This window comes from Paenibacillus sp. MAH-35, from assembly GCF_058135425.1.
In genome coordinates this window covers 1-18,280 of record NZ_JBYUPU010000052.1, presented here as the reverse complement: position 1 = coordinate 18,280, position 18,280 = coordinate 1, and the positions used below count along the sequence as shown (strand labels likewise).

Annotated in this window: 13 protein-coding genes and 1 pseudogene; 12 read left to right on the top strand and 2 right to left on the bottom strand. The window is 53.6% G+C overall.

Features of this window, described 5'->3' with window-relative positions; all coding sequences use genetic code 11:
* Positions 1 to 121: 121 nt before the first annotated feature.
* The 4 genes from AC3Y2E_RS30960 to AC3Y2E_RS30945 all read left to right on the top strand — a co-directional run bounded on the left by AC3Y2E_RS30960 (position 122) and on the right by AC3Y2E_RS30945 (position 3,950).
* A complete protein-coding gene (locus AC3Y2E_RS30960) occupies positions 122 to 658 on the top strand; it encodes a class I SAM-dependent methyltransferase (RefSeq protein WP_379217162.1) in 537 nt (178 codons plus the stop codon).
* Between the two features lie 123 nt (positions 659 to 781).
* Positions 782 to 1,234 (top strand): VOC family protein, encoded by a 453-nt coding sequence (locus AC3Y2E_RS30955; protein WP_379217161.1) that lies wholly within the window; start codon positions 782 to 784, stop codon positions 1,232 to 1,234.
* Positions 1,235 to 1,463: 229 nt separating this feature from the next.
* Positions 1,464 to 2,621 (top strand): non-hydrolyzing UDP-N-acetylglucosamine 2-epimerase, encoded by a 1,158-nt coding sequence (gene wecB / locus AC3Y2E_RS30950; RefSeq protein ID WP_379217160.1) that lies wholly within the window; start codon positions 1,464 to 1,466, stop codon positions 2,619 to 2,621.
* Between the two features lie 102 nt (positions 2,622 to 2,723).
* A complete protein-coding gene (locus AC3Y2E_RS30945; protein WP_379217159.1) occupies positions 2,724 to 3,950 on the top strand; it encodes a MerR family transcriptional regulator in 1,227 nt (408 codons plus the stop codon).
* A 205-nt stretch (positions 3,951 to 4,155) separates the two neighbouring features.
* Here AC3Y2E_RS30945 and AC3Y2E_RS30940 read toward each other — a convergent pair whose 3' ends face one another.
* A complete protein-coding gene (locus AC3Y2E_RS30940; RefSeq protein WP_379217158.1) occupies positions 4,156 to 5,007 on the bottom strand; it encodes an AraC family transcriptional regulator in 852 nt (283 codons plus the stop codon).
* A 156-nt stretch (positions 5,008 to 5,163) separates the two neighbouring features.
* On the opposite strand from AC3Y2E_RS30940, the gene AC3Y2E_RS30935 reads away from it, so the two are divergent.
* The 3 genes from AC3Y2E_RS30935 to AC3Y2E_RS30925 all read left to right on the top strand — a co-directional run bounded on the left by AC3Y2E_RS30935 (position 5,164) and on the right by AC3Y2E_RS30925 (position 10,438).
* Complete coding sequence (locus tag AC3Y2E_RS30935; protein ID WP_379217157.1) at positions 5,164 to 6,879, top strand: DUF4091 domain-containing protein; 1,716 nt, start codon at positions 5,164 to 5,166, stop codon at positions 6,877 to 6,879.
* 52 nt (positions 6,880 to 6,931) lie between these two features.
* A complete protein-coding gene (locus tag AC3Y2E_RS30930) occupies positions 6,932 to 8,287 on the top strand; it encodes an ABC transporter substrate-binding protein (protein ID WP_379217156.1) in 1,356 nt (451 codons plus the stop codon).
* Positions 8,288 to 8,350: 63 nt separating this feature from the next.
* Positions 8,351 to 10,438: a glycosyl hydrolase family 28-related protein gene (locus tag AC3Y2E_RS30925; protein WP_379217155.1), complete on the top strand. Its 2,088-nt coding sequence runs from the start codon at positions 8,351 to 8,353 to the stop codon at positions 10,436 to 10,438.
* A gap of 180 nt (positions 10,439 to 10,618) precedes the next feature.
* Here the strand turns inward: AC3Y2E_RS30925 and AC3Y2E_RS30920 are convergent, their stop codons facing one another.
* Positions 10,619 to 11,572, bottom strand: coding sequence for a helix-turn-helix domain-containing protein (locus tag AC3Y2E_RS30920; RefSeq protein WP_379217154.1), 954 nt, complete (start codon positions 11,570 to 11,572; stop codon positions 10,619 to 10,621).
* Between the two features lie 205 nt (positions 11,573 to 11,777).
* Here AC3Y2E_RS30920 and AC3Y2E_RS30915 point away from each other — a divergent pair, with 205 nt between their 5' ends.
* The 5 genes and pseudogenes from AC3Y2E_RS30915 to AC3Y2E_RS30895 form a co-directional block, all read left to right on the top strand.
* Positions 11,778 to 13,463 (top strand): alpha-L-rhamnosidase-related protein, encoded by a 1,686-nt coding sequence (locus AC3Y2E_RS30915; protein ID WP_379217153.1) that lies wholly within the window; start codon positions 11,778 to 11,780, stop codon positions 13,461 to 13,463.
* A gap of 75 nt (positions 13,464 to 13,538) precedes the next feature.
* Positions 13,539 to 14,426, top strand: a complete 888-nt coding sequence (locus AC3Y2E_RS30910; RefSeq protein WP_332071497.1) for an AraC family transcriptional regulator — start codon at positions 13,539 to 13,541, stop codon at positions 14,424 to 14,426.
* Between the two features lie 183 nt (positions 14,427 to 14,609).
* Positions 14,610 to 15,947, top strand: a complete 1,338-nt coding sequence (locus AC3Y2E_RS30905; protein WP_379217152.1) for an ABC transporter substrate-binding protein — start codon at positions 14,610 to 14,612, stop codon at positions 15,945 to 15,947.
* 43 nt (positions 15,948 to 15,990) lie between these two features.
* Positions 15,991 to 18,006 (top strand): putative phage tail protein, encoded by a 2,016-nt coding sequence (locus AC3Y2E_RS30900; protein ID WP_379217151.1) that lies wholly within the window; start codon positions 15,991 to 15,993, stop codon positions 18,004 to 18,006.
* 183 nt (positions 18,007 to 18,189) lie between these two features.
* Positions 18,190 to 18,280, top strand: a pseudogene (locus AC3Y2E_RS30895) (IS200/IS605 family transposase); the annotation flags it as partial.

The following is an 18,280-nucleotide window of genomic DNA, read 5'->3' as shown; positions in this document are numbered from 1 at the left end:
GGACAAGAACTTTTTTTGCGACGACAGGGTGAGTGGCCAGACGAGGCGCTTATTGGAATAATCGGTATGTTATAATGGATTTTGTAGACAGGTTACCCGAGCACATCTAGGAGGGGAACGTATGGCGAAATCGATCGCCTATCGGCTTACCTATGCATTTGAAATATTGGAAGTCGACCCATCAGATCGCATCCTGGAGATCGGTTGCGGATACGGAGCAGCGGCTTCCTTGATCTGCGGGCGCTTGGTCGACGGGAAGATCACGGCAATTGACCAATCCGAAAAAATGATTCGTGCAGCGGAGAAGTTAAATGCTCCTTTTGTATCGGCAGGGAAAGCGATATTTCTTGCCGCACCGCTTCACGAGGCCGATTTGGGTCATAGCCGGTTTAACAAAATTTTTGCCGTAAACGTGAACTTGTTCTGGATGAAGGCCGCGCGCGAGCTGGAGCGGATCCGGGAACTTTTGCTGCCGGGAGGCACCTTATATTTATTCAATCAACCGCCTTCAGCGGGCAAGCTGCAGAGTATTGCCGATAGCACCGGTCAAAATCTGGCGGATGCCGGTTTTACCGTTAAACAAATAAAAATAGGGGATCAGAAGCCGATACCCGTAGTATGTGTCATAGCAGTTGGGGGACAAGATCGTATAGTGTAACGGATCCGCGTATATCGCGTCAATGATTTCGTGTCTGTTTTTTTGGAGAAAATAGTAATTGTTGATAGAATACGTATGAAGATGATCAGCTAATAAATTTTGTACATATAAGGAGATAAAACAATGGCAACTAACAAATTACTAAGAATGGACAATGTTGGCATCGTTGTAGAATCCCTTGATAACGCAATCACTTTCTTCGAGGAGATTGGCTTGAAGCTCGAAGGGCGAGCTACTGTCGAAGGGGAATGGGCGGGTCGCGTAACCGGGCTGGGTTCCCAGTGTGTAGAGATTGCTATGATGGTTACCCCGGATGGCCACAGCCGACTTGAACTTTCGCAATTTCTCACACCGCCTGTTATATCGGATCACCGAACGGCTCCTGTAAATGCCCTCGGTTATCTGCGCGTCATGTTCGCCGTTGAAGACATTGACGAAATGGTATCCAGACTCGCTAAGCATGGTGCTCAGCTCGTTGGTGAAGTGGTTCAGTACGAGAACTCGTATCGGCTCTGCTACATTCGTGGAAAGGAAGGAATTCTAATCGGCTTGGCGGAACAGCTTGGTAAAAAATAAGTGACGTTAAAAAAGAAGATTTAACTGAAATAGAAACAGAAAAACAGTGTGAAGCCGACTGAAGCTTGAAGATAAGATTAACCTTATCTCTAGGCTTTTTCTTTTTTAGACCCCTGGCGACAAACACGTCGCTTTGCCACTGAAAAGCTTTTTTATTTTTTCCTTGCATGTGACGTATGGTCACCCTTTAAGCTTGGATTACAGCACCAATTCAAAGGGGGAAGGGTTCATGACCATGCGTAAAAAAGTAATGGTGATTTTCGGTACACGTCCGGAAGCGACGAAGATGGGCCCGGTGATTCAGGAATTCAACAAACATCCGGAATGGTTCGAAACGAAAGTGGTGGTAACGGGGCAGCATCGGGAGCAGTTGGAGCAGGCGCTCTCTCATTTCGGGATTCGTCCCGATGTCGACTTGGCGCTCATGAGGGAAAACCAGTCGCTCGCCTATGTTACATCCGCAGCCGTAACCGGGTTGGATCAAGTCATCTCCGCAGAAAGGCCGGATCTCGTCCTCGTTCACGGAGATACCCAAACGGCCGTGTGCGGCGGGATGGCCGCTTTTTTCCACAAGATCCCGGTCGGGCATGTGGAGGCGGGATTGCGCTCTCACCACAAGTACTCCCCTTGGCCGGAAGAGGTGAACCGTAAAATTATCGACGTCGTGGCCGATCTGTTATTCGCACCTACTGCCGTGAGCAGAGACAATCTGATCCGGGAAGGTTATCCGGAGCAACATATTTATGTGACGGGACAAACAGGCGTGGATGCCGCCATGATGACGTGCCGCGCCGATTATGTATTTCATGAAGACCGCCTCAATCGTCTGCTCCGTCAACCGGGCAAAGTGCTGACGATGACGGCCCACCGCAAGGAGAACTACGGATCGCCGATGCGCCAAATGTTTCACGCTGTGCGGCGCATTGCCGACGAGTTTCCGGATCTGTCGGTCATTTACCCCGTTCATTTAAGCCCGGCCGTCCGGGAAATCGCGTATCCTATCCTTGCGGAGCATGAACGCATTCATCTGCTGGAACCGATCGATTATCCCGATATGATGAATCTGCTGTCCCGCTCGGATCTGGTGCTCAGCGATTCCGGAGGCCTCCAGGAAGAAGCGATCGTCTTCCACAAGCCGCTTGTGCTGATGCGGGATACGACGGAGCGGCCCGAAGCGGTTGCGGCTAACGCTGTGTATCTCGCCGGGACGGATGAAGAGGTCATCCATGCGGCAGCGAGCAGACTTCTTACGGATACGGATTTTTACGCTTCGATGGCGAGCGCCGACAATCCGTTTGGCGACGGATGGGCTTCGAGGCGCATCGTGCAGATCGTTGCCCGCCATTTCGGATTCGTTTCCGGGCTTCCCGCGGAGTTTCGGGTTTAGGAGATTCGGTGGCGCCTTAATATCCAGCCATTGGCAGGGCTGTTCATGGAGCAGACGGGTGTTGTATAGTAAAGTCTTACAGGAAACCGGCAGGGGGCGTATATGGAGCTGCGAGAAGAATGGATGACCGCTGGACAATTCGCGGACAAGGCGGGCGTAACGGTCCGCACGATCCGATTTTACGATAAAGTAGGGCTGCTGCATCCGAGCCACCGAACCGGTTCGGGGCACCGCTATTATTCGAAGCTGGATTTGGCGCGGCTTCAACGCATATTAACGCTGAAGTATATCGGGTTGACCATCGATGAGATCGGGGCCATTATTCGGCGCGAGGGGCACGAAGAGGATCTCAAGGAATCGTTGCGGGTTCAAAGTACGATTATCGGCCAGAAGATGGAACATCTCCGCCTCGTCCAGAAAACGATCAAGGAGACGCTGTCGCTGCTGGAAGGGCTGGATCATGCGGAGCAGGAAAGTGCGGACCCTGCGGCAGGACACGGGGAAAGCAGTCCCGCCTGGGAGCTGTTCGCCTCGATCATCCGGGTCGTGAACCAGGAATACGAGAACGCGTTCAACCTGCAGACGCGGATTCGGTTGCATGACGACTTCAGCGTCAATCCGTACAAATGGCACCACTGGCTGTTCGACCAATTGAAAATCCCGGAGAGCGGGGCGATCCTGGAGTTGGGCTGCGGGGACGGAACGTTGTGGCAGCGCAATACGGACCGGATTCCCGAAGACTGGGACATTACGCTGACCGATCTGTCCGAGGGAATGCTGAACGACGCCAGGGAGGGGTTGAAAAATAACGCCGACCGATTCCACTTGATGCCGGCTGACGCCCGCTCGATTCCGTTTCCGGATAACAGCTTCGATGCCGTGCTGGCCAACCATATGCTCTATCATGTGAGCGAACGCCACCAATCGTTGAAAGAAATCCGGCGCGTGCTGAAGCCCGGGGGCATGCTGTTCGCCTCGACGATGGGAAAGCGTCACATGAACGAAGTCAAAGGTTTTCTAAGCCAATTGAATCCGAACTATGATTTTGGACGTCAAGATTTCGCCTGCGAGTTCGGATTGGACAATGGGGAAGACCAGCTGGACGCTGCAGGTTTCGTCCGAATCCGTTTGTTGCGTTACGAGGACGGTTTGCAGGTCACGGATGCGAAGCCGCTGATCGACTACATCCGGACCACTCCCGAAGGCCGGGAAAATTTTACGGACAGCCGCTTGTCCAAGCTGCAGGCGATGCTGAACGAGTCGATCCGGGCGAAGGGAGCCATAGCGATTACGAAGGATGTCGGTTTGTTTGTAGCGTTTCGCGATTAATCGGGGGATAGGTGAACCGCCGCCAACACGGATCGGACCAAGCTTTGCCTGAAGATCGAGCCTATGGGATCTTCGGGCTTTTTGGCATGCCGCCGGCATCGATGGCTTGAAACTTCAGCCGGTATTGACTGGGAGTTATTCCAGTCGCCTTCCGGAAAATCCGCTAATTCATCCGCTCCAGCAAAGGCTATCTCATTCATACACGCTAACTGCCGTTCGTCATCTTGTAGTGGCGCGGCGACATGCCGGCGTACTTTTTGAACAAACGGGAGAAATAGAAGACGTCGCGATATCCGAGCGCCGTAGCGATCACCTTAAAAGTACGCTCAGTGCTGATCAGCAGCTTTTTCGCTTCTGCCACTTTGAGCCGGTGAACATATTCGTGCAACGGGTAACCTGTCACCTTTTTCACGGTTCGTTTCAAAGTGGAGATCGATATGTGGTGGCGGGTGCACAACTGCTCGGGTTGGAACGGGCGATACAGCGTTTTGGCGATGTCGTCAAGCAGGGAGAGCGTATCTTCGTTTTTGTGCGTTTGCGGCGCCGACCGGGCGTGCATCATAAATTCAAACAGCAGCGACTCCAGCAGCATCGCCGCGCGATCGACATTGATCGGCACTCCGCTATCCATTAGCATAAAGATCCGCTCGATCTTGTTCTGCTGGTCTTCATCGCTCTGAACCGGCTGAACCGTCCCTGATTCAAACAACCATGAATCGAGCCACTCCTGTATGCGCGGCCCTTCAATTGTAAAATAATACTCGTCCCAAAAGCCCCCCGGATCGGGCCCATAGTGAAAAACGGCCCCCGGATAAAACATAAAAAGGCTGTTAGCTTTTACTTGCTGCTTTTCACCATCGTTAACCTGGTACGTCCCCGCTCCGCCTGCAATAAAGATGACCGCCCATTTGTTCATAAAAACCGCATCTCTTCGAAACGATGTCCGGCCTGGCAAATAACCGACATCGAGAATTGTCAATGACTTCATTTCCAGCATGCTCTTCTCGACCTTCAGCCCGATAATTTGCAGCGGTTTCGAACTAATCCTATAGTCCATGTATTTGGCCGCCATTTCCATTCCCCCGTCTATGCCCAAATGGTACTTTAAGTATACAGTCCTTTTGAAAACCTGCCTAGAGAAGCACGCGAATAGCAGAACAAAAGCGAGGCAGGGGAATGGATTGGTGCTTCGCAATGAATAGGGGATGAACCGATGTATTACGGACTACAGTCCATGTTTTACAAAGCAATTAAAGGGTATCAGCCATGGTCGCAGTTGGTGAAACAAACACAAACGAAACAACTGGAGGTGATGTGTTGCAGGAGGGACAGCACAGCGGTGCAGTGCGTCGTCGCGTCACAAGAACCTTTTTTGCTGACGACGCATACCGATCCGCTGTTCTGGAAAGGAGGTCCGCTGCCGATCGTCCGTGTGGAAGTGGATATCGATGAACCGCTGACCGTAGATGTGCGCCTGATCGGCTTTGTCGAAGATGACGACCGGACACAGAAAGCGGACGTGCTACTGGATGCACCGGAGTTGTTTGTGGAAGCACGTACGCTACAGCCGGTTTGGATCGAGTGTACGGCATCCGCGGATACACCGAGCGGATCTTATATGGGAACTGTGCGACTGTATTCCCATACGATGTTTGAAGATGAGCAATTGCTAGGCGTGTGCACCTTCGTGTTGAACGTCAAAGAAGCGGTACTGCCCGAACCGCAGCATTACTCGTTCTATCTCGATTTGTGGCAGCACAACGCAAACATTGCACGTAAGTCCGGTACGACATTGTGGTCGGAGGATCATTTCGCGGTACTGGATGCTTATTTGGCAAGCATGGGGCGATTGGGACAAAAAGCATTGTCTGTCGTCGTATCTGAAATTCCGTGGTCGGGGCAATTTTCCCATCGGGACCGAGAACCGTCCAATCTGTTTGAGTACAGCATCATTGGCGTGACAAGGGATCGAAGCGGGACTTTTCATTACGATTACACAGCGCTCAACCGGTATGTGGCGCTGGGAGAGACGCATGGCATCCGTGCCGAGATTGAGCTGTTCGGGCTGCTGAACATTTGGCAGGATATCGATGCAGGTTACGGTGCAATTGTCGAAGGATATCCGGACGGCATTCGCGTTCGGTATTACGATGCAGCGACCGGAACGTACCGCTTTATGCGTCAGCAGGAGCAATTGGAACATTACATTCGTGCGTTGGAGGCACATCTCGCTTCTCACGGCTGGATCGACCGTGTCCGTGTGCTTGCGGATGAGCCTGGTGATGTCCCGTTGTTTCAGAAGCGCCTGGAAAGGCTTCGGCATATTGCGCCTGCATTCCGCTACAAAATCGCGATACACAGTACATCGATTATGGAGCAGTTGACATCGGAGGTGAACGACTACGTTCCGGTGTTATCCAGTATTGGTGCAGCACGGGAGAAGCTCGTCCGCCATCAAGCGAAGCCCGGCAGCAGGACGCTGTACTACTTGGCATGCAACCCGGATATTCCGAATACGTTTTTGCGCTCGCCTGCGCTGGAATCCCGCCTTATCCCTTGGCTCGTCGAGAAGCTGGGGCTTGATGGCTTCTTGCGCTGGAACTACACGGCGTGGGTTGACGATCCATTGCGGAAGCTGTCGTACCGCTCACCGATCTGGAAGGCAGGAGACGCCAATTTCGTCTATCCCGGTGCAGCGGGCAAGCCACAGCTGTCGCTCCGGTACAAATGGCTGCAGCGCGGGATCCGGGACTATGAGCTGATGCAGCTGTTAAAAGCGGCCGGACGCGGAAGCGACGTGCGGCAGGCGGTCGATCATGTGCTAGTATTTACCGATCCGTGCGAGCTTGATCCTGACGCGCGAAAGCGAAGTACGGAGCTGTATCGTTTGACCGAAGATGCATATGACGCACTGCTGCGCCTTGTATAACGGCAGGTGCATCAACATGTAAACAACTTGATAACAAGGAGGATTTTTACAGATGGGTACATGGAACAAACAAGCGTTGTGCGCCATAGGCGCTGCGATTGCGCTGGCAGGATGCAGTGCGAAGCAAGCAGATCCGCAGCCAGGGGAAATAGGAGGGCAACCGAACGGAACAGAGCAGCAGGCAGCAGGCGGCTTTATTGTCGATACGACACCGGTCAAGCTGACGCTTTTTTTCGATATGACCTTCGGACCGGAAGACAGCCAGCAGAACTTTATTCTCGCCCCGTTAAAGGCAAAGTATCCGCACATTACACTGGACATTATCAAACGTGCAAAGGGGTCGTATCTGGAAGATCTGATGGCGCAAGGGCGTACACCGGACATCATTTACAATTGGAATGGTGAGATGCCGTCGTATGCGGACAAGGAGCTGCTGTTTGATCTTGAGCCGCTTGCTAAGACGCTGCGTTTTGACCTTGGCCGTTTTGATCCGGCGCCGATAGAAGCGATTCGCGCCACAACCGGCGGAATGGGGCTGTATGGACTGCCGTTTGAGAGCGGCGGGATGGCAACGTTCTACAACAAAGATTTGTTCGACAAGTTCGGGGTTGCGTACCCGAAGGACGGGATGACGTGGGACGAAATGATTGAAATTGCGAAGAAAGTATCGCGTACAGAAGATGGAAAAGTATACCGCGGGCTCAGCGCCGATGTTGTGGACCGGATGGCGATGTCGCTGTCGCAGCTGCCGGTAGACGGCAGGACGAACAAAGCGTCGGTGCAGACGGACGGCTGGAAGCGAGCGTTCGAGACGGCGAAGACGATCTGGTCGCTGCCGAATAATGCGCCGGATAAATTGAACGATACCGGACAACGGTCGTTCCTTGTTGACAAGACGCTGGCCATGGACCCGACGAACAACATTTTGTATACGTCTGCGCAATATTTTCACCCGAAAAACGGCTTGAACTGGGATCTGGTCCAGTACCCGAGCTTTACCGGGCAGCCGAACGTATCCGGAGCGCTCACCCCATCGGTGTTCTTGATTACGAAGACTAGCAAGCACAAGGAGTCGGCGATGCAGTTGCTTGATGTAGTGACTTCACTAGAAGTACAGCGCAAAATCGTGCGTGAACAGGGACGGATGACGCCGCTTGCGGACAAGCAACTGCAGCAGCAGTTGGGACAGGACGTCGACTATTTGAAAGACAAGAATATGAAAGCGTTTTTACTGAGCCAGCCGGCGCAGCCGAAGCAGTACTCGCCATTCAACACGAGCAGCAACGTTATTTTGCGCAAAAAGTTCGAAGAGTTTTTTAACGGCAAAGACGTCAACTCCGCGCTGCGTGAAGCAGAGGAACAAATTAATTTGGACATTGCCAAGCAGTTATCCGCCATCGGCAAGTAACGGGCTTGCCTGATAACTGGCACGCTTTGGGATCGAGAATATAGTTGAAGGGAGCGAACGGCCATGAGCGAACACCGTAATGAGACGGAATCGAGGGCAAGCGAGGAGCCGTTGCTGAAGGGCACGAGCCACAAAATAAGCCGCAGAGGATTGCTTGCTTCAATTGGGGCTGCTGGCGTTGTGTTGGCGGCAGGCGGAATCGGGCGGACAAGCGCACTGCCCGTTTCCGCTGCTGTGGGTACTGTAACCGCATCTGTGTATGGAGGCGGAGGTGACGGGAGCACGGGAGTGGAGCACGGTATATGGAACGTCCGGGAGCAAGGCGCGCATGGGGACGACGTTCACGACGATACGGTGGCGATCCAGTCCGCGATCGATCAATGCGCCGCTGCGGGAGGCGGCATCGTCTACCTTCCTCCAGGCGTGTACAAGGTGACAGACACGCTTATGCTTCATACAGGTGTCACGTTGGAAGGAGCGGGCGTTGGCGCCTGGGACATTCCGTTTCCGAACCGGACGAAGCTGCCTGCGGCATCGGAACTGCGGTTTACCGGCACGGGGGCAAAGACGTACTCGCTGACGTATGCGACCGATTTGTTTCCTTCCGGTGGTGTACTGACCCATACAGACACACTTCCCGACCATCAAGATGCGGTGTACAGCTTGACCAATTTCCGTCTGGGGGATGCGGCGCCAGGGCAAGCGGCAACAGTGCGGCCGTTCTCGGTCGCGGTATACGTGCCGAAAGGGAGCCAATTCGCGGCCATCCGCCATTTGCGCATTGTACCAAATTTCGACGGCTTGAACGGCTACAACAACAAGACGACGTTTGCGCTTGGCGATGAATGGGACGTCGGTCTGTATCTAGACAATGCTCAGGATATCGCCGTTCACAACGTGCAGGTGGTCGGGTATTGGCGCATCGCAGCGAACCTGATTGGCGCGGGCGGTCTGGGTACGGAATACAACAACGCGGGAGCGGAACGGAACCGGTTTTACGACTGCGTGTTCCAAGGATTGACGGGCGTCTGTGTGCGCGGGGGCGACTTGTACCGCTCGCTTGCTTTTGGCGGGACTGCTGGGAACTACACGCTGGATATTCCATGGTGGAGCAGCAGCCCGCTCGATGCCGCGGGACGGATCAAATTCGGCAGCAAAACGTTGGATTACACGAGCACGAGTGTGTCCGGCGACCGGATGACGCTTTACGGTTTGACGATCGATCCGGCACTACAAGGCAAAGTGGGGGATGAGGTGCGCATCTCGCCATACAGTACCGGATACGCTGGCTCCACGTATATCAACTGTTATATCGCGGGACTGGAGCATGCGTCTAAGCGCGCGGCCAGCCATAACGCGATCGGGCTCGGCGTATCCAAAAACATCGAGTTAAGCGGGACGTCCCTGCGCGGGTTCAAATTTATTAGCTGCACGATTCAAGGTCATGAAGATGTGCTGCTCCATCTGCACGAAGCGTTCGATATCCAGTTTATCGGGAGCTACTTCGAGTCTGGTGCACGTTACGATGGCAAGCTCGGCGGCGGTCGGATGATCGCAGCGCCGTGGCGCAATACGACTCAGGCGCGCGGTCCGTACCCGAGCGGACAGACGAATAATGTATACTTTTTGGCGACCGAATGCAGCAGCGTCGACAAAGCGCCAAAATTCAAGCGGCAATCGTCGGTACGTTACACGGATACAGGCTTTTTTAACCCGAGATATATGTTTGACAGTTACGAGACGATGCCCCAGACGAGCGAAACGGATTTCTTGCTCAAAGCGCCGCTCTCCGCGCGTACGAAGCTGCAAAACGGCGAAGGGAAAGATGCGCTGGCCGTGACTCCGGGTGCGAATGTCGAAATATTTGGTGCAATCAACCAGGTAAGCGGGCCGATGGTGCTTGAGAGTAAAAATGGACATGAACTGCGGGTCCAGGGCGATGTTAAGCTGCGGCTTGCCGCGACTGGGGATGCGGTGTTGAGTGCAAATGTGCTGCCCATGCAGGACGGAACCGCTTCGCTTGGGGAGGCGGCACAACGGTGGAAGCAGCTCCATGTAACGGAAGGGATCGTCATGATGACACCGGATGGGAGCAAAACGTACAGGCTGTCGCTCAACAATGACGGAACATTGCGAACCGAACTGGTGTAGCGTCTGAACGGTGCAAGGAGGGACGGCTTTACACTCGATCCGTTTATCAAGCACAAGATTCACCATCGTGGCCAGCTGACCGTCCTGTTCAGTCGGGACTTCCCGTTATCGGCGTGTATGTCCTTAGAAACTTTGACGGGAGGTGATCCGGCGCTGAACATCCCCGGACTTTGCGGGAGGCTAAGGGGAAAAGCGCCCTTGGATGTCCAACTCCTCCGGCAGCGATTTCATCGAAACGGCGCCATTGCGGTATTCCCTGGCCGTTTTGCCGGTCACTTTGCGGAACGTTTTGTTAAAAAAACGGTAGTCGTTATACCCAACGCGTGCTGCGATTTCCGTTATCGTAGCCGTTCCTTCCTCAAGCAGCCGGCAAGCTTCTTCGATCCGCAGCCTTTGCAAATATTCGAAGACGCTCATACCGGTCGTTTTTTTGAACATAGCGGAAAAATAGCTCTTGCTCAGCAGAGCATGGCGGGATATGTCGTTAAGCTGGACCGGGGAGGCGTAATGCTCCCGCAAGTAAGCGACCGCTTTTTGGATCAGCTCCAGCTTGTATTTGTCAGGGTCCGGCTGGAGCGACTTGTTCCGGTTCCCGTAAGCGCGGTAGATTTGGATCAGCAGTTCGCACAGCTTGAGCTTCAGAAGCTCCGTTCGCCCTTCCCTATTGGCGCTGTATTCCTCGTGCAGAGCGGTAAAGATGGACAGGAAGTTGCGATCGCGCGAATCCGAAAGCTTGAGGTCGGGCTGGTACGTCTGCTCTCCCGGGTATAGGCCGCTCAGCAGCAGGATGGATGTGATCTCCTGCAATACCGGCAGCTCCATGGGCAAGGAGCCGACGAATTCGGGCATAAACATGCAGTTGTACACTTCTAGCCGTCCGGTGTTGTCCGGGTCCAGCGGGAAGAAGCTGTGTGGCGTATCGAACTGGATGATGAACAGGTCCCCCATCGATACCGGCTGTTCCCGGCCGCCTACGACATGGATTCCTTTTCCTTTGCAGACGTAAGCGATCTCGATAAACTCATGGCAGTGCATCCGGATTCGCTCATGCGGGTCATAAGCATAATGATTGACGCATAACGGCAGTCCCTCTGCGAAAAAATCGTCCGCCCTCAGCTTGTCCACCCGTTCCATCTGCGAACACCTCCGAATCGTTCATTTTTTTACCTTACCATAATCGCAATATGCGGAAAAGTGCGATCGCCACACTTTCATAGTTGGATCAGACCTGTTCGGATGCCGCTCCCCAAGTTACGCTTTTAAGTAGCGGCGCCAGACGTGCGGTCGCTTGCAACCATTTCGACCAGGAATCTGCAGATAGAGAGGACAGGGAAACGGTATGGAATATCCATTTGCACAATCGGGGGGCAAAGACCCTCGCACCCGTTATTACGTCGACCCGCGCCGCATCGTATGGAGAAGCGAAGGAACTGATGCGGTCGTTCAGCGAGCCGAACTGCTGCTGACAGGGGGAGACGGTCAAGCGACGTTAACCCGGAAGAACGGCTGTATCCTGCGCAGCGGGGCGGAAAACCGTGCCGGCTTGCTGATCGATTTCGGGTTGGAGCTGCAAGGCGGCATCCAGCTGTGTGTCTGGTCCGCGAATGAGAATAGAAAATCGGTAAAGCTGCGAGTCCGGTTCGGCGAATCGGCGATGGAGGCAATGAGCGAGCTTGGCGGGGAAGGCAATGCGGGCAACGATCACGCGGTTCGCGATCAAGTTGTGGAAGTAAGCAGCTTTCTCGGCACGACGGAGGTCGGCAATACAGGTTATCGTTTTGTCCGGATCGATTTGCTGGAGACGGAATGCGAGATGGAGCTGAAAAGCGTACGCGGCGTCTGTCTGTTGCGCGACATCCCCTACAAGGGCAGCTTCCGCTGCAGCGATCCGCTGCTGGACCGGATATGGCAAACCGGGGCTTATACGGTTCATTTGAACATGCAGGAGTACTTGTGGGATGGCGTCAAGCGCGACCGGCTCGTCTGGATCGGCGACATGCATCCCGAGATAGCTGCGATTGGAGCCGTATTCGGCTATAACGAGGTCGTGCCGAAAAGCTTGGACCTGGTCCGCGACAATACGCCGCTCCCGGGCTGGATGAACAGGATCGCCAGCTATTCCGCATGGTGGATCTGGATTCAGCATGACTGGTACAAGCTTAACGGGGATATAGCGTATCTGCGGGAGCAGAGGGCGTACCTGCTCGGACTGATTGGACAGTTTGACGAAAGTATCGACAGCGAGGGCCGTTTTAACGATCCGAGACCGTTCCTCGATTGGCCGACATCGCCGAACCGATCCGGGGTGGAAGCCGGCGTACACGCTTTGCTAATTGCCGCCGTGGCAGCAGCTGCGGAGCTGTGCGCGCTGCTGGATGAGCCCGATGCGGAGCGGCGATGCCGGGCTATGGAACGGAGGCTGCGGAAGCGATTGCCGGAACACGGGGGAAGCAAACAAGCGGCGGCGCTTCTGGCTCTTGCCGGCCTGCTCGATGCGGATGCGGTCAACCGCGACGTGTTGGCTGCGGGAGGAGCGCGCGGGATTTCCACCTTCCTCGGATATTATGTGCTGAAGGCGCGGGCGGAAGCCGGCGACATAAGCGGCAGCCTGGATTGCATCCGTGAATATTGGGGAGGCATGCTTTCCCTCGGCGCGACGACGTTCTGGGAAGATTTCAACCTCGATTGGCTGGATAACGCCGCCCGTATCGACGAATTGACGCCGTCCGGCCGAAACAACGTACACGGCCTCTTCGGCGATTACTGCTACAAAGGGTATCGGCACAGTCTGTGCCATGGCTGGGCGGCGGGACCGACAGCATGGCTGTCCGAATATGTGCTCGGCATTCGCGTTAAGGAAGCGGGCTGCCAAGTTATCGAGGTGAGGCCCATGCTTGGCGATTTGGATTGGGCCGAGGGCAGCTTTCCTACCCCGCACGGTACGATCCGGGTCAAGCATGAGAAGCGGAGCGACGGCACGATTGCGACAGAGATCGAAGCGCCGCCGGGCGTAACGGTTATTTGATCTTTACAGTCAGGGTTATGGCTCCCCCGGACGGCGACAAAGATTGGATAGCATTTCAAGAACGAGGTGCGTAGTTTGGAAACGAAATTGATGAGACACTATCCGCATCCGTACGACTTTCCGTTCTGGATTCAGCGTAACCGTCATAGCAGCGTCGATACGCCGGGATGGCATATTCACGAGTTCGTGGAGCTCATCTTCGTGATGGACGGACAAGCGACTCATATGATTCAGGATGCTTCCTACGATCTGAGAGCCGGCGACGTATATGTCATTAATCCGGGAGAAATGCACGAGTATGTTCTAGAGGAGCGGCAGCACATCGAAATTTTTAACTGCATGTTCGACCCGGGGCTTATTTCGCCTGCTCTCTTGCGAGAGATCGATGCGTCCGATTCTTTCGATTTTTATTATGTACATCCGTTTTTGAACAAGGAATCCTCATTCCATTCGAAATTAGTTTTGCAAGGGGAAGCGTCGCGCGAGGCGCTGGAGCTGTTAGACGGAATGGAACGGGAAATGCGGCGTCGGGACTACGGTTTCCGAACGGTCATCCAGTTGAAGCTGGCCGAGCTTTTCTTGCTGCTATCCCGGCACTACCAGAAAAAAAACGATAAAATCAACGACGCTTGTTCTTCCGGCGAGCTTTTGGTGCAGCGTGTTCGAGGATATATCGAAAGACACTTCAACCATAAAATCTCTCTCCCGCTTTTGTCAGAGCTTTTTCATATCGGAACGCGCCAGTTAAACAGACAGTTCAAAAAATATATCGGGAAAACCGTAATCGAATATTTGCACTTGATTCGGATGGAACATGCCAAAAAACTGCTCGTCGAAACAGACGAGATTGTCGCCGTTGTGGCAAGAATGATCGGCTACGAAGATCCGGCTTCTTTCAGCAGACTGTTTGCCCGCGAAGTGAACTGCCCTCCCGGCAAGTACAGAATAACGGCCCGGAAATAGAAAGGGCCAAAGTCTCCGTCCCTAATGACAATTTAGATGTCTGCATCGCCAATTGTCCCGGGTTGTTCCCATCCCTTATACTTTTCCATGCAAAGGCTTTCAATCTATCGGGAGGCGCCCTCGATAGGGAAAGCGATACTGCCTGCTAGCAAAAGACGAGAGACCAAAGGGGATGTAAAACCGATGAACCTTACGTTCAAACGAACGGCTGCCGCGTGCAGCCTCGCCATTATGCTCGGTGCTTGCTCGAACGGCGGCACGGAGTCGAATCCGGGAACGGCCGCGAATCCGGAATCCGTTAATCCGGCTGTCTCTGAGGCCGGCAAAGAACCGGCCGAGGTTATCTTTTATTCCAACAACAACGATACGGTGGAAAGCTTCGACAATCGTTTCGGGGACGCGCTTCGTAAAAAATTTCCGAATTATACGATCCGGTACATTCAAAGCCAGAAAGGATTCACCTTGCCGGAAATGATCGCTTCAGGAACCCGGTTTGATATCTTCTTCCAGTCGATCGGCAATTTTGAAGGAAATGCGTTTCCAAACGGAATCCAGTACGACATGACCGAATTATTGAACCGGCATAAGGTCGATCTCGGCAAGTTCGAGCCGTCCATCATCGAATCCGTCCGACAAGCTTCCGGCGGAAAACTGTACGGGCTTCCCGTGTTCACGAACAACTTGGTGCTTTATTATAACAAAACGTTGTTTGACAAATTCGGAGTGGAATATCCGAAGGACGGCATGACCTGGGATCAATTGACCGAGTTGTCCAAAAAAATGAGCCGGGACGACGGAGGCAAAACGTTCTACGGGTATGCCCGTTCCCCGGACCATCTGATCCGGATGAATGCGCTGTCGATCCCGATGGCCGATCTGAACACCGATACGCCCACGATCAATACCGATGAGCGCTGGAAGACGTTTATGAACAGTCTGGTCGCTCCTTCTCAGGACGCTCTGACCATGGATTATATGAACAAAACCGGCAAAATACTCGGACTGGAGGACTTCGCCGTCAACCAGAACGTCGCCTTATTCCCTTACCTGGCCAGCTACGTGTATGTAGGGCAGGAGCAGCTCAAAGGGCTGGATTGGGATATGGTTTCGCTTCCGAGTTTGCAGCCGGGAATCGGCTCGCAATCGTACCCGAGCTATTTCGGAATAACCAATATGGCCAAAAACAAAGATGCGGCGATGGAAGTGCTGAAGTATATGGTATCCGAAGAGTTTCAGAGCCAGCTCGCCAAAAAAGGAATCATGCCCGTTCTGCAAAATGCGGATCTGCAAAAGCAGTTGGGCCAAGAATCCCCTTTTAAAGCCAAAAACTTTTCAGCTATGTTTTTTAACAAGTTCGCGCCAATTCCGCCCAAAGCTTTATATGATGCGCAATTGGTTTCCGTCTATCTGAAATACGCCCAGCAGGCGCAGATCGGTAAAATGGACTTGAATACGGCATTGCGGTCGGCCGAAGAGGAAGCCAAAAAGACGATCGCCGATTACAAAAGCAAAATGAAGTGACCGCACCGGCGCACCAATCCAGGATAGAAGGGAAGAGACGTGCATGAAGGACAACCGGAATCGAATGAGTCGGCGTAAAATGCTTGCCGCAATGGGAATGGCTGGAGCTTCGCTTAGCTTACTGGGAACGATCGCGAATGGAGAGCGAAGTTCCGTCACGTCCGCCGTGTACGGTCAAGACGGACCGTCCGCGTGCTGTGGACTGCGCATGATCAGCTCCATCGATCAGCTTCGCGCCGTTACCTCTACTGTCAGCGGCGAAACCGTGTGGGTAGCCGGTTATTATGAAGATACGCCCGGAACCGGGGGCGGAGCTTTTCGGTCGGACCCGTCCGATACCGTATCGCTCGATAACGGCGGTACCGTCATCGTGTCTTCGGATGGCACGCGCTGGAAGCGGAACAATACGGAGCCCCTTACGCCCGAAATGTTCGGAGCCCGTAATGGAGAACTGTGTCAGTCCGCTTGTCAAGCGGCGCTGATGGCAGCCTCGGTCTCCGCCAGCCGCTCGTTGCGGTTTTCTGACGGATTCGTGTACCGAGTGACCAGTCTGTACGTCCCTCTCGGTGTCCGGAAAGTGTACGGTTCCGGGGAAATCCGGGCGGAATCGGTCGTCGACCAACTGTTGTATACGAAAGGCCCGGTATTTGGCGGTACGGCCGGTTTTCGATGCGTCTTTTTCGATTTGAACATAAATTGCGCCGGTAAAGCCCGACAGGGCCTACTGCTCAACGGCGCATCGGATTCGTCCATATCCGCGTGCACGATTTATGGTCTTGCCGTATCGGGTGGAAACGGAATACGCGTTGCGACAGACTGCAGCCGAATCGACATCCAAGACAATACGATTCGGATGAGCCGGGATATTCCGGTCGGCACCTATGTCACCTTAAACGGCATCCTAATAACGGCGGAGATCGCATCAGATTACGGCGGGATCGATGCCGGAGGTTTGCCCGTCTACGCAACTGTTACGACGACGGATATTCGTTGCTGCGGCAACCGGATTTATGACGGAACGCACGGCATTCACGTCAGAGGCTTGCTGCGAGGTGAAATCAGCGGCAATACGGTGATCGGTTCCTCTCATCGCAACATCAACCTGAGTCCGGCATGCAGGCAAATTAATATTTACGGCAATCAACTGCATGACGCACGATCCAGCGGCGTCAATATCGCATGGGGATGCGAGCGCATCGTTGTAGAAGGGAACGTCATCTCCTCTTACGTTTCTTCAGCGGAAAATACCGATGATGCCGCGATTCAAGCCTACAAAGACGGAACAGGCATTACGATTGCGAATAATAATATCTCCGGCGACTGGAAATACGGCGTTTTCCTGTCCCAGGTTAAACATTTCACAATTACGGGCAACACTTTTATTGACGGAAGCTCGCTGGCCAATATCGGCATCGAAACAGATTTTGCGGCAGCACCTCCGCCTTTGGCGATCTATTCCAAAAGCCGCAGCGCAGTGGCCGCGGCCAGCGGAACGTACGCCGGGTCCATTACCGGTAATGTTCATGGAGGGACTGCAGCCGCAATCTCCATAGCAGCTTTTGGCGACAAAACACTAAAAGAAGTAACGATATCCGGGGAAACCGTAAGGGGCACGGCAAGGTCACACGTGCTGTACGTGTATGCCGATTCGGCAGCGCTTATTCCTCGCTCGATCGATATAAGCGGAATCGGAGGCTCTGTACCGTTCGGCAGCGGCTATTATTCCAATATAGGTCGCTCGGCCTTCGGGCGAGTGGCGGATGCGGCAGGTTTGGAGGACGGAACCGGCGAAGTCGTCATTATGGGTCCGACTCCTTCGGTGTTGCGCGGTCCGAATTTGGCGATTGGGGAAGCGGTTGCGATTACGGATTTTCTGGACGGCGGCAGCGGGCAGCGAATCTCGGTTCGCTTGTATGTTGGGGCTAGCTTGGTGAACAACGACAGCAAAATCCGCTTAAAGGGAGGCGTCAATGTAACAGGGGATTCGACGGCAGGGAGAAAAATCATTACCCTCGTCAGACGTGCGGACATTTGGTTCGAAGAGTCCCGTAACTTTTGAAGCATAGTTTTCGCAAACTCATGACTTCAGTCATGAGTTAGAAAACATCGGATAGGGCGTGGCTTATGCCACGTAAACTATCCGATATATGTTTGGGTGACTTTTACAACAATCCCTTTAATGTCAAGGTTTCTATAGGTGAACAATACTGACATATGTTATCCTGTAATCAGAGGTGATTATGTGTCAGAAATAAAGCGTGGTCGTGGTTACGTCTATGCCATTCAGTACCACATCGTATGGTGCGTAAAGTACCGACACAAGATACTTGTGG

Excerpts from the sequence above, each read along its gene's own strand:
- AC3Y2E_RS30960 (WP_379217162.1), top strand. The coding sequence starts at position 122 with ATGGCGAAATCGATCGCCTATCGGCTTACCTATGCATTTGAAATATTG.
- AC3Y2E_RS30930 (WP_379217156.1), top strand. The coding sequence starts at position 6,932 with ATGGGTACATGGAACAAACAAGCGTTGTGCGCCATAGGCGCTGCGATT.
- AC3Y2E_RS30920 (WP_379217154.1), bottom strand. The coding sequence starts at position 11,572 with ATGGAACGGGTGGACAAGCTGAGGGCGGACGATTTTTTCGCAGAGGGA.
- AC3Y2E_RS30925 (WP_379217155.1), top strand. The coding sequence starts at position 8,351 with ATGAGCGAACACCGTAATGAGACGGAATCGAGGGCAAGCGAGGAGCCG.
- AC3Y2E_RS30935 (WP_379217157.1), top strand. The coding sequence starts at position 5,164 with ATGTATTACGGACTACAGTCCATGTTTTACAAAGCAATTAAAGGGTAT.
- wecB (WP_379217160.1), top strand. The coding sequence starts at position 1,464 with ATGACCATGCGTAAAAAAGTAATGGTGATTTTCGGTACACGTCCGGAA.
- AC3Y2E_RS30945 (WP_379217159.1), top strand. The coding sequence starts at position 2,724 with ATGGAGCTGCGAGAAGAATGGATGACCGCTGGACAATTCGCGGACAAG.
- AC3Y2E_RS30955 (WP_379217161.1), top strand. The coding sequence starts at position 782 with ATGGCAACTAACAAATTACTAAGAATGGACAATGTTGGCATCGTTGTA.
- AC3Y2E_RS30940 (WP_379217158.1), bottom strand. The coding sequence starts at position 5,007 with ATGGACTATAGGATTAGTTCGAAACCGCTGCAAATTATCGGGCTGAAG.
- AC3Y2E_RS30915 (WP_379217153.1), top strand. The coding sequence starts at position 11,778 with ATGGAATATCCATTTGCACAATCGGGGGGCAAAGACCCTCGCACCCGT.
- AC3Y2E_RS30905 (WP_379217152.1), top strand. The coding sequence starts at position 14,610 with ATGAACCTTACGTTCAAACGAACGGCTGCCGCGTGCAGCCTCGCCATT.
- AC3Y2E_RS30900 (WP_379217151.1), top strand. The coding sequence starts at position 15,991 with ATGAAGGACAACCGGAATCGAATGAGTCGGCGTAAAATGCTTGCCGCA.